Genomic DNA, 11,177 nt, shown 5'->3' on the forward strand with positions numbered 1-11,177 from the left:
TAGCCCGGCTGGCTGCCGCGGGAAGGAGAGTCCTCCTGCGGTTCGTCGGAGACGGGCCTGACCGGGACTCTCTCGAGCAGGAGGCGAGGACCCGCGGGCTCGGGGCCTCGGTCGTCTTCGAGGGTTCGGTGAACCAGGACCGGATCCGCGCTCTCTATTCGACGGCCGACGTCTTCGCGCTCGCGAGCTTCGCGGAGGGGATCCCCGTCGTCCTGATGGAGGCGATGGCGATGGAGATCCCCTGCGTGACCACCTTCATCACCGGGCATCCCGAGCTGATCCGCGACGGGGTCGACGGCATGCTGGTCGCGCCCTCGGACGCGGCCGCACTGGCCGAGGCGATCGCGGGTCTGATCGCAGATCCCGAGCGTCGCCGCCGTCTCGGCGAGGCCGGACGCCGACGGGTCATCGAAAAGTATGACCTCGAAACCAACACCCGACGCTTGGCGGACATCCTGCGGCACCGCCTGGGAGAGCCGACATGACACCGCTGCGATCGCTGAGTGCCGCCGCGCTGGCCGCCCTGATCGCAGGGACCGGCGTCGCCCGGACCGAGTCCCTGCTCGAAGCGCCGACCGATCTGCGGATCCGGAGCGCCGCTCCCGTCTCGGTCGAGGCCCGCGTCGAGGCAGCCCCCCTGGTCGCGGACGTCGAGCGCATCGGGATGAACCTCGGTCATTCGACTTACTGGGGCGCGGAGCAGCTCAGACGCAATGTGCTCGGGAATCCGGGCTTCGAGGGCATCATCGACCGCGCCTTGGTACGGGTTGCCTACGTCGATCACGACCGCTTCAGCGACGATCAGACCTGGCTCGCCCGCGAGGACGGTTTCTGGTCCGGCGCCGCCTACGAGATCCTGACCGGTGCTGCGGCCGGTGCACGGGGGAACCTCTTCGACTCGCGCGCCGTGGGTCGCCACGCGCTGCCCGAGCTGATCACCGACGGGCTCGACGATCGACTCGCCCCGGGAGACATGGTCGCCTTGACCCGCATTCGCGACGATCTTCCGCCGACACACTGGTGGCTACCCGACAGCACCAACGGACGCGTGCAGATCGACGCCACACGGATCGCCCCGAAGAGCCCCGGCCGACGCTCCTTGTCCCTGACCCCGCTGTCGGGAGCGACACTGCGCCTGAGCAGCCATCTCGACACCATCGGGGCGCGTGCCGGGAAGCTCCTTCCGATCGAGGGACCCTGGCTGTTCTCGCTCTGGATCCATGCCGAGACCGGCGATCCGCCGCGGGTGCGAATCCTCTTTCGACGTCATGGATCGGCGCCCTTTCTCGACCTGACAGTGCGCCCGGAGCCGGGCTGGCAGCGCATCGAGCAGACCTTCGAGGCCGCCGACGCGGGACCGATCGGGGCACTGGAGCTCGCCATCGAGGTCAGCGGCCCGGGTCAGGTCCATCTCGACGACATCTGGCTCGGCCCGATCGCGGCCGATAACGCGATGTCCGCGGGAGCCGGCAGTCCTCTGGACTTGGACACGAGCGCCTTCCGCCCGGAGGTCGTCGCTGCCCTGAAGCAGCTGCGCCCGGGCTATCTGCGCGACTGGCAGAACCAGCTCGGCGACACGCTCGACAACCGTCTGGCCGAGCCGCATGCACGACGTGCAAGCCGTTATCGACCGGGCAACGGCGCGGAGTACGGCTACGGTCTACCCGAATTTCTCGATCTCAACCGTACCGTCGGGGCCAACCCCTGGCTGGTCATGCCCACGACCTTCACGACGGACGAGGCGCGGCGTCTCGGCGCCTGGCTCGCCGAGCGCATCGAGGCCGACGGCTTCTCGGAGGTCCTGGTCGAATTCGGCAACGAGAACTGGAACGCCATCTTCCGCCCGGCCGGCATCCAAGACCCCGCGCACCACGGCGCCGCGGCCGACCGACTCTTCACGGCACTCGAAGAGGGCGCCGGCAACCATCCGGCGCTGCGCCATGTCGTCAACGCCCAGCACGCCAACCCCTACTCGGCGGGCAAGGTCGCCGCGGCCAGCACGAAGGCCGACATCCTCGCCGTCGCCCCTTACATGCTGCCGAGCCTGGATGCGGCCGATCGGGATCGGGCGCTCGAGATGTTGTTCGCGAACGACGGCGGCCGTCTGGAGGAGATCGTCGCCCGACAACCCGCCGAGCAGGAGCTGGCCGTCTACGAGGTCAACCTGCACACGACACGCGGCGACGCGGCCGCCGACGATCGCGCCGCACTCGTCACGGGCGCCGCCTCCGGCCCCGCCTTGGCCAAGCGATTGCTCGAAGCGATGGCGCTCGGCGCACGACGCCAGTGCGTCTATACACTCGCCGGCTTCGACACGCGGCTTGAAGGCAGCTCGAGTCTGGTCCCGCTGTTCGGCGTCACGCGCGACCTGACCCGCGGCGATCGACTGCGTCCGACCGGATGGGCGGTTGCCTTGCTCAATCAGGTCATCGACGGAGATCTCTACCGGGCATCCATCACCGACGAGGATACCGGATTGCTCGTCGCACCCTTCCGAGGCCCGCGGGGCTGGTCGGTCGCCATCGTCTCCGATGCACCCGAGCCCCGGCGCCTGACCCTGCGCTTTCCCGATGCGCAGAGCCCGCGACCAACCCATGGCCGTGTCCTGGATGCCTCCGATCCGTTCAAAGGCAACGAGACCACCGACGAGGTTCGGCCCCGATCCCTCGCCGTTCGGGCGATCGGCAAGGACCGGATCCGGGTCACCGTTCCGGCGTATAGCCTGGTCGTCCTGGGCGGGGCGGAGGTGTTGCCATGACGCACGACGCATTTATCTGGCTCTGGATGCTCCTCGGCATCCTGCTCGCACTGCCGAGCCTGCCCGGCACGATCGAGCTGCTGCTCCTGACGCTCGGCGGAATCCTCCCGCCGCGGCGCGAAACCGATCCGAAGACGACGACGCCCATCGGACGCATCGCCATCCTGGTCCCGGCCCATGACGAGGCCGAGGGCATCGCGCACACCGTCGCCTCGTTGCACGCCTGCGATCCGGGCGATGCGGGCTTCGAGGTCGTGGTCATCGCCGACAACTGCACCGACGACACCGCCGCGCGGGCGCGCTCGGCCGGGGCGCGCGTGTTGGAGCGCCGGGACCCGCAGCGCAGAGGTAAAGGCTATGCGCTCGACTTCGCCTTCCGCAGCTTGCTCCCGGAGCCCTTCGATGGCTTCATCGTCGTCGATGCCGATACGCGGGTCGAGCTGAATCTTGTGACAGAGCTGCGACGACTGATGCGCCGAGGTGCCGCGGCGATCCAATGCTGCTATCGGCTCGACAATCCGGAGCATAGCCTGCGCGCGCGGCTCCGCGGCATTGCATGGATGGCGTTCAACGTTCTGCGCCTGCGCGGGCGCGAGCGCTGGAGACTCTCTGTCGGCCTGCTCGGGAACGGCTTCGGGCTGACCCGCGAGACTCTGCTGAAAGAGCCTTACGAGGCGACCAGCGTCGTCGAGGACATGGAATATCATTTGCGCTTGGTCGCCGCGGGTCGGCGTGTGGTCTTTGCCGCGAACACCGGGGTTTGGTCGGACGCGCCCTACACCCGAGAGGCCGGTGCCGGCCAGCGAGCGCGTTGGGAGGGCGGTCGCTTCAGGATGATTCTCGACTGGACCCCGATCCTGCTGCGCCGCGTCCTGTCCGGCGAGCGTCGTCTGATCGAGCCGCTGCTCGAGCTGCTGTTGCTGCCGCTGGCCTTTCATGTGTTGTTGCTGCTTGCGGCCTTGCTACCGCCCTTTGGCCCCACCAGGACCTATGCGCTTTTGGGCCTCGCCTTGGTCGCCGTTCATGTCCTAGCGGCGATTCGCATCGGGGGCGGCGGTTGGCGCGATCTGCTCGCCTTGGCGAGCGCACCCTTCTACATCCTCTGGAAGCTCACAATCCTGCGCGCCATCGGACGGGCGTCCCGAACCGATGCCGCCTGGGTGCGCACCGAGCGCAACGAAACCGAGCAGAAGGATTAAACCGCGTCCAGAGCGACATGCGTCATTCTCATGTTGTGTTTGGCTTCGGAGATGTCCTCGACCTCGGTCTGACGCGGTTTAAAAGTTATTATTTTTAAATATCTTAAACCGCGCAGGCTCCGGCGGTCGTCGGAGCCTGCGCGGCCAAGCCAAGCCAACAAACGACGCATACCGCACCGCGCGCGGTTTAAGGGGAGCCATGCCGATGTCCGATTCAAGCGTGCCCGATGTCTCGGTCGTCATCGTTTCGTTTAATACCCGCGAGCTTCTCGTGGAGTGCATCGAGACCCTGATCGCAGAGGCCGGTGCGGTCAGCTACGAGATCATCGTGGTCGACAACGCCTCGCGCGACGGCTCGGCGGACCGGATCGCCGAGCGTTTCCCGCAGGCGACCCTGATCCGCAGCACGACCAATCTCGGCTTCGCGGCGGCCAACAACCTGGGGTTCAAGTCGGCGCGCGGGCGCTATCTGGTCCTGCTCAACTCGGACGCCTTCCTCGAACCGGGCGCGCTGGAGCGCGCGGTGCGCTACATGGATGCGGACCCCGAGATCGGCCTGGGCGGGGCGCGATTGATCGGGCGAGACGGCGAGTGGCAGCCCTCGGCCCGGGTGTTTCCGTCCTTGCTCATCGAGCTCCTGACGCTCTCAGGGCTGGCGGCACGCTTTCCCCGCAGCCGCTTCTTCGGGCGCTTCGACCGCACCTGGGCAGACCCGATGGAACCGGCAGACGTCGACTGGGTTCCCGGCGCCTTCTCGATCGTCCGCCGCGACCTGCTGGCCCGCATCGGCGATTTCGACGAGGCGTTCTTTCTCTACTACGAGGAGGTCGATCTGTGCCGACGGATCCGCGCGGCGGGCCTGCGGATCCGCTATTGGCCGGATGTGGTCGTGGTCCACATCGGCGGCGAGTCCTCGCGCACCCATGGCGACCTGGACATGAGCGCGGCCGGCAAGGGCGCGCAGCTCACGCTCTGGCGGATACGCAGCGGCCTGCTCTACTATCGCAAGCACCATGGCCGGCTCGGCGCTTGGGCGGTGCGTCAACTGGAAGCGACCTGGCATCGGATCCGTGCCTGGCGCAACCGCGGCGACGACCCGCAGTGTCGCGCCAAACGCGCCGAGTCATCGGCGATCGTCGCCCTGCTCGATCGGGCCTGGCGCGAGACGGCAGGCGGGCGTCGCTCGCCGCCGAGACCCTGGTAGGCATCGAGTCGGGAGCACTCCATGTTCGAGAACATCCGTGAAGACTGGCACACCTACGAACGCGACTGGGCGCGCCAAGGGCTCTGGGTGATGCTCGTCTATCGCTTCGGGCGCTGGCGCTACGGGATCGAGAACCGCGTTCTGCGCTGGCCGTTCTCCTTTCTCTACAAGCTCCTCAAGGTGCTCTCTCAAATCATGACCGGGATCGATCTGCCCTGCGAGGTGCGGCTCGGCCGGCGCTTCCTGATCGAGCATTTCGGCGACATCATCATCAGCGGCGATGCCGTCTTCGGCGACGACTGCGTGGTGCGCAACGGTGTGACGGTCGGCCTGCGTCATCGCGGGGTGCGCGGGGCACCCGTGATCGGCGACCGGGTCGACATCGGAGCCGGTGCCAAGGTGCTCGGCCCGATCCGCATCGGCAACGATGTCGCCATCGGGGCGAACGCCGTGGTGATTAAGGACGTCCCCGACGGATGTCTCGCGGTCGGGGTTCCGGCCCGGATCCGTTCCCGCGGCGATGCGACATCGCGCCGCGCCTCGGCCGGTCCTGAGATCTCGTCCGGAAACGAACCCCGCGCCGATGTCGGGGCGTCTGCATCATGAAACGCAAACCCGACCTCGAGATCCCCGGTCCACTCGGCCGCCGGCAGCGGCCGTGGCGCGCACTCTGGCTACGGAGTATCTTGCCGCCACTCACCGTCCTCGGGGTTGTCCTCTCGCGGGTACTCGACCTGATGCTCGCGCTGGTGCTCATGGCGATACTCGCTCCGCTGCTGTTGGCGCGCGGTGCGGTGGCGCACGCGAGCACGGGCCGGGTCTTCGATCGCGAGCCTCTGGTCGGGCGTTTCCGCGCACCCTTCGAGCGGCTTTGTTTCGCCGGCCCGGCCCCGGGGCGCGGTCTCGCGGTGCTGCTCAATATCCTGCGCGGGGACTTGGCGATCGCCGGGCCGCGCCCCTTGACGGCACACGAGGCGGCACAGGTCGACGTCGAGACGGCCGTGCGCTTCACGGTCAGACCCGGTGTCTTCTCGCCCTATCGACTCAAGAGCCGCACCGGTGTGGCCTATGCGCCGGAGGCGCAGATCGACCGCGATTATGCCTACGGGCAGAGCGCGCGTGGCGATGCCGGCCTGCTCGTGCGCTCCCTGATCGGGGAGGTTCTCGGGGGAGGCGAGGCGCCAACGCCGCCGCTGCTGGAGTTCTTCGGTGTGCCGATCGTCAATACGACCATGCCCGAGGCGGTGGACTGGATCGCGGCTCGCGCCGGCGCCCGGGATCCCGCGCTGCTCGCCTTCGTCAACCCGGATTGCCTGAACATCGCTTATGTCGATGCCGTGTACCGCCGGATTCTGCTCGATGCCGCACGAGTCCTGCCCGACGGGATCGGAATCCATATCGGCTGCCGCATGCTCGGGGTGGCCCTACAGGCCAACGTCAACGGCACCGACCTCTTCCCGCGGCTGTGCGAGCGGGCCGCCCGATCGGGACTCGGGCTGTTCCTGCTCGGCGCGCGCCCGGGGATCGCCGAGGCAGTGGCGGTCAACATGCAGGCGCAGTTTCAGGGTCTGCGCATCGACGGGGTTCAAGACGGCTATTTCGACCCGGCCGACGAGGACGCCGTCATCGAGAGGATCAACGCCTCGGGCGCCGCGATCCTCTTGGTCGCCTTCGGCGTGCCGCGTCAGGAGAAATGGCTCGCACGCAACCATGCGCGCTTGACACCGCCGGTGCGCATGGGCGTCGGGGGTCTCTTCGACTTCTACTCGGGCCGAATCCCCAGGGCGCCGGAATGGATGCGCGAGATCGGGCTCGAATGGACCTGGCGGCTGATCCAGGAGCCGGGCCGCATGTGGCAACGCTACGTGATCGGAAATCCCTTATTCCTTTACCGCGTCTGGCGACAGGCGCGCGGGGGGTACAGCTCATGACGCACGGCGACAAACGACCGAGCCAAGCCTCGATGCAAGAGCTGCTGCTGCGCCGCTACAGCCGCGCCGGCCAGCCCGGGTGGTTGATCCGATTGCGCATCGGTGCGAAGCGGCTCGTCTGGGTGGCGGTCGTGCGCTCGGCCTATCTGCTCAAGCGCACCCTGGATATCCTGCTGGCCGGCCCCTTGTTCATCCTGCTGCTGCCGATCTTCGGGCTGCTGGTGCTGGCGATCCGGCTCGAATCACCCGGTCCGGCGCTCTTCAAACAGACACGCGTCGGGCGCTGGGGTCAGATCTTCACCATGTACAAGTTCCGCTCCATGTACATGGACGCCGAGGCCCGCAAGGCGGAGCTGCTGGCCGAGAACGAGATGTCCGGCGGGGTCACCTTCAAGATGCAGCGCGACCCGCGCATCACCCGCATCGGCCGGTTCATTCGCAAGGCATCGATCGACGAGCTGCCGCAGTTATGGAATGTCATCAAGGGCGATATGTCGCTGGTCGGTCCGCGTCCACCCGTGCCGGCGGAGGTCGACGAATACTCGCTCTCCGATCGGCGGCGCTTGGAGGTCACGCCCGGTATTACCTGCATCTGGCAGGTCTCGGGACGATCCGATATCCCCTTCCCCGAGCAGGTCGAGCTGGATGTCCGCTATATCGAGTCTCAGTCGCTGCTGACCGACCTGAAGCTCCTGTGGCAAACGGTGCCTGCCGTGTTGTTCGGGCGAGGGGCCTATTAGACAATCCCGGACATGACACGCACCCTTCTCGCGCCGGCGCCTCCTCGCAGAGACCGACGATGGTCCCAGCCAACGCCGTTCAGCCCTTCTCGAATTCTCTTTCTTGGGTGATCGATATGGACCAGGCCGTCCTCTTCGCCGACCGTCTCGGCTCCGAGCTTATACCGCTGACCGAGCGCACCAGCGTCGCCCTCTTGCCGGTCGCCGGTAAGCCGATGATCGAGCACGCCTTGGAATCGCTCGCCAAGGCCGGCATCAAACGCATCCTGGTCGTGGTTTCGCCCTTCGCAGACGAGGTGCAGCGGGTGATCGGCGACGGCACACGCTGGGGACTGCGCCTGACCTACACCCTGACCCGCGGCGAAGAGGATCCGACCGCGGTGATCGAGAGACTCGGCACGCGCCTGGATGGACCCATCGTCGCGCTGCGCGGTGACTTGATCCATGGCTTCGATGTCCCCGCGTGGATCTCCGCGGCCGAGACGCCCCCCGCCGATTCGGTCTGGGCCGATGCCGACGGCGTATCCGCCGCCTGCGGGATCCATCGTGCCGGTGCGCTCGACCTGACCCCGCTATCCTGGCCGCCGACCCGCCGAGAGGCGTCGGCAACGCAAACCGCCTGGATCCCCGTAGCGGCCGAGCAGGTTCGCACAGTGCAGAGTCTCGCCGAGTATCACCAGGTCAACCTGGATGCGATCGCGAAACGCCTGCCCGGTCTTATCCTGCCCGGCCGACAGGCCGCCTTCGGATTGACGCTGGGGCGCGGATCGCGCGTCTCGCCGCGCTCACTGAAACAGGGCGTCTGTCTGGTCGGTGCCCGATGTCGGATCGCACCCGACGCCGAGCTGACGGGCGAGGTCGTGATCAGCGACGACGTGATCGTCGATCGGCGTGCGACCATCAACTCCAGCGTCATCCTCCCCCACACCTATGTCGGCGAGCTGGTGGAGATCACCAACGCGATCGTGAGTGCCAACACCATGATTCGAGTGGATTCGGGCGCCGTCCTTCAGGTGACGGATGCCTGTCTCTTGGCCGATCTCAAGCAGGCAACCTTAAGCGGCGGGATCGCCGACCCCGTCCACCGCCTGCTCGGAACCCTAGGCTTGATCCTATCGCTCCCGCTGTGGCCGATCGCTGCGCTGGCCGCACTCCCGAATCGTGACCGAGGCTGGTTCGATTCGATCACCCTGCGCGGCAACAAACGCGACATCGACGCGTTCGGGCAGGCCACACGCCGAAACTTCGTCGCCCGGGAGTGGCGCACCCGCGTGCCGATCCTGCGCGCACTCCCGCGTTTGCTGGCCGTGGCCTCGGGCGATCTCCGGCTGGTCGGGGTCACCCCCTTGTCGCCCGAGGCGGCGGACGGGCTTGGCGATGATTGGGAGCGGATCCGCGAAGAGGCCCCCGCCGGGCTCGTGGGTCCGACCCAGCTCGACGTCCCTATGGATGCGCCGTTCGAGGAAAAGCTCATGAGCGACGTCTTTTACGCCCGACAGAGACGCATCGGACGCGATCTCGTCTATCTGCTCAGGGGGCTGCTCGCCATCCTGCGCCCGGCAAGCTGGCGTCCGCCGCCGCGGCGACCGGGTCTCGACTAGGGCCTTTGCCCTGCAAGGGACTTGGTCATCAGCAAACAGGCGGTGTCCCCGTCGGACTCCACCTCGCAGTCGGACATGATGGACTTGATGATCCGGATGCCGCGGCCGCGAGGCTCGCAATCGAAGGCATCGAGTCCGCTCGGCAGGTCGTCGAAACCGGCCGGTATCGCCGCCACCAGCGCCGCATCCGGCAGCACACCACGCTGACAGACACGTACCCGCAAAGAGCCGGCGGCAGCCTGGGTCACGATCCTTACCTCGTGTCCAGGTTGCTTGCGATAGGCGTGCTCTACGGCATTCACGAATGCCTCGTAAACACAAAGCTCGATCTGCGAGAGATCGACCTCGCCCAAACCCAAGCCGTCGCAGAACGCCCGCACATAGGACGCCGCCTCATGAGCCACCTCGAGGCGGCTGTCGAAGACTCGGGCATCGGTCTTCACCGGCTCGCTGCCGCCGGACCGATCCGAGACGCTCGCCTCACCCGCTCCCACCACCCCGTCATCGCGACGCCTGTTCTTCATTGAAATGCCCTGACCGACGAGTCGCTATGGACGGCGAGTGTAACGATTTTCAACCCGTGTCGTCTCGGTCGTCGTATGCGCACCGAGCGCGTGCGCCAAGCGAGCCGCCCGGCCGACTTCGGACCCGGAGCCGCCATCGAGCGAAAGGCTTTCGGTGCTATGCTGACGACTACGGTTCCGAATGCGCTTGAACAATCATCGGCGACGCATGAAGGTGAAGGTCGCCATCCATAGGCTTTGACGGGCTCCATACCTACGGGAGATTCAGGATGCAGATCCGGATCGGATACGAGATGATCTTCGAGTGTCCCCAGCCGACACCCATGATCCTGACGCTGAACGTCCACTTCAGCCGGGTCTCCGATATGGTCCGTGCCGACCCGGTCGTCACCCGCCCGTCGGTCCCCATGACCGCCTACCGCGACGGCTTCGGCAACTGGTGCACCCGCATCGTGGCACCTGCAGGCGAGATCCGCATCTCAGCCGATGCGCTCGTCATGGACAGTGGCCTTCCGGACCCGATTCACGCGGACGCGATGCAGCATGCCGTCGAGGACCTGCCCGGGGAGACCTTGGTCTATCTGCTCGGGAGCCGTTACTGCGAGACCGATCGGCTCTCCGAGATTGCGTGGAAGCTCTTCTCTCAGACTCCCCCCGGTTGGGCGCGCGTCCAAGCGATCTGCGACTTCGTCCACAACCATATCGAGTTCGGGTACCAACATGCGCGCGCCACCAAGACCGCGCTCGAGGCCTACAACGAGCGCAAGGGTGTTTGCCGCGACTACACCCATCTGGCGATCGCCTTCTGTCGCTGCATGAATATCCCGACGCGCTACTGCACGGGTTATCTCGGCGACATCGGGGTGCCCGCCTCGCCGGACCCGATGGACTTCTCGGCCTGGATGGAGGTCTATCTCGGCGGGCACTGGCACACCTTCGATCCGCGCAACAAGATCCCGCGCATCGGTCGAATCCTGATCGCCCAGGGCCGAGACGCCGCCGATGTCGCCATCAGCAATGCCTTCGGGCCGAATGTATTGAAGAGCTTCAAGGTTTGGACCGACGAGGTATGAGCGCAGCGCCCCGAGGCAACGCGGCAGCGGGGTTGTTGGACCCGGACGAGCCGCCGGCCTTCGAGGTCGTCAATGCGCGGGGCGCCGGCAGTGCCGTCCTGGTCTGCGACCATGCCTCGAACCGGGTCCCCCGTCGGCTGGGCGCAC

Annotated in this window: 10 protein-coding genes; 9 read left to right on the forward strand and 1 reads right to left on the reverse strand. The window is 66.9% G+C overall.

Features of this window, described 5'->3' with window-relative positions:
* From VLR48_RS08660 to VLR48_RS08695, 8 genes are all read left to right on the forward strand, one after another.
* The coding region (locus tag VLR48_RS08660) for a glycosyltransferase family 4 protein (protein ID WP_325291395.1) at positions 1-485 on the forward strand (485 nt) is incomplete at its 5' end.
* Positions 482-2,758, forward strand: a complete 2,277-nt coding sequence (locus VLR48_RS08665; RefSeq protein ID WP_325291396.1) for a hypothetical protein — start codon at positions 482-484, stop codon at positions 2,756-2,758. The genes VLR48_RS08660 and VLR48_RS08665, both read left to right, overlap by 4 nt.
* A complete protein-coding gene (locus VLR48_RS08670; RefSeq protein ID WP_325291397.1) occupies positions 2,755-3,957 on the forward strand; it encodes a glycosyltransferase family 2 protein in 1,203 nt (400 codons plus the stop codon). The genes VLR48_RS08665 and VLR48_RS08670 overlap by 4 nt, the downstream gene beginning before the upstream one ends.
* Before the next feature lie 205 nt (positions 3,958-4,162).
* Entirely contained in the window at positions 4,163-5,161 is a 999-nt protein-coding gene (locus tag VLR48_RS08675; RefSeq protein WP_325291398.1) for a glycosyltransferase family 2 protein, read from the forward strand.
* Positions 5,162-5,182: 21 nt separating this feature from the next.
* The gene (locus tag VLR48_RS08680; protein WP_325291399.1) at positions 5,183-5,767 is read left to right on the forward strand and encodes a serine acetyltransferase; all 585 of its coding nucleotides are present in this window, start codon (positions 5,183-5,185) and stop codon (positions 5,765-5,767) included.
* Positions 5,764-7,092: a WecB/TagA/CpsF family glycosyltransferase gene (locus tag VLR48_RS08685; protein WP_325291400.1), complete on the forward strand. Its 1,329-nt coding sequence runs from the start codon at positions 5,764-5,766 to the stop codon at positions 7,090-7,092. Before VLR48_RS08680 ends, VLR48_RS08685 begins: the two co-directional genes overlap by 4 nt.
* Before the next feature lie 32 nt (positions 7,093-7,124).
* Positions 7,125-7,832, forward strand: a complete 708-nt coding sequence (locus VLR48_RS08690; protein ID WP_325291401.1) for a sugar transferase — start codon at positions 7,125-7,127, stop codon at positions 7,830-7,832.
* A gap of 59 nt (positions 7,833-7,891) precedes the next feature.
* On the forward strand, positions 7,892-9,433 hold the full coding sequence (locus VLR48_RS08695) for an NDP-sugar synthase (protein ID WP_325291402.1): 1,542 nt from the start codon (positions 7,892-7,894) through the stop codon (positions 9,431-9,433).
* Here the strand turns inward: VLR48_RS08695 and VLR48_RS08700 are convergent.
* Positions 9,430-9,957 (reverse strand): ATP-binding protein, encoded by a 528-nt coding sequence (locus tag VLR48_RS08700; RefSeq protein WP_325291403.1) that lies wholly within the window; start codon positions 9,955-9,957, stop codon positions 9,430-9,432. The genes VLR48_RS08695 and VLR48_RS08700 overlap by 4 nt on opposite strands.
* A 269-nt stretch (positions 9,958-10,226) precedes the next feature.
* Between VLR48_RS08700 and VLR48_RS08705 the strand changes: the two genes are divergently transcribed.
* On the forward strand, positions 10,227-11,030 hold the full coding sequence (locus VLR48_RS08705; protein ID WP_325291404.1) for a transglutaminase family protein: 804 nt from the start codon (positions 10,227-10,229) through the stop codon (positions 11,028-11,030).
* Positions 11,031-11,177: the final 147 nt, after the last annotated feature.

It is taken from the genome of Thiocapsa sp. (assembly GCF_035467215.1).
In the GTDB taxonomy this organism is placed as follows: domain Bacteria; phylum Pseudomonadota; class Gammaproteobacteria; order Chromatiales; family Chromatiaceae; genus Thiocapsa.

Bases quoted from the DNA above. Each gene is read 5' to 3' on its own strand.
- VLR48_RS08665 (WP_325291396.1), top strand. From the start codon at position 482: ATGACACCGCTGCGATCGCTGAGTGCCGCCGCGCTGGCCGCCCTGATC.
- VLR48_RS08670 (WP_325291397.1), top strand. From the start codon at position 2,755: ATGACGCACGACGCATTTATCTGGCTCTGGATGCTCCTCGGCATCCTG.
- VLR48_RS08675 (WP_325291398.1), top strand. From the start codon at position 4,163: ATGTCCGATTCAAGCGTGCCCGATGTCTCGGTCGTCATCGTTTCGTTT.
- VLR48_RS08680 (WP_325291399.1), top strand. From the start codon at position 5,183: ATGTTCGAGAACATCCGTGAAGACTGGCACACCTACGAACGCGACTGG.
- VLR48_RS08685 (WP_325291400.1), top strand. From the start codon at position 5,764: ATGAAACGCAAACCCGACCTCGAGATCCCCGGTCCACTCGGCCGCCGG.
- VLR48_RS08690 (WP_325291401.1), top strand. From the start codon at position 7,125: ATGCAAGAGCTGCTGCTGCGCCGCTACAGCCGCGCCGGCCAGCCCGGG.
- VLR48_RS08695 (WP_325291402.1), top strand. From the start codon at position 7,892: ATGGTCCCAGCCAACGCCGTTCAGCCCTTCTCGAATTCTCTTTCTTGG.
- VLR48_RS08700 (WP_325291403.1), bottom strand. From the start codon at position 9,957: ATGAAGAACAGGCGTCGCGATGACGGGGTGGTGGGAGCGGGTGAGGCG.
- VLR48_RS08705 (WP_325291404.1), top strand. From the start codon at position 10,227: ATGCAGATCCGGATCGGATACGAGATGATCTTCGAGTGTCCCCAGCCG.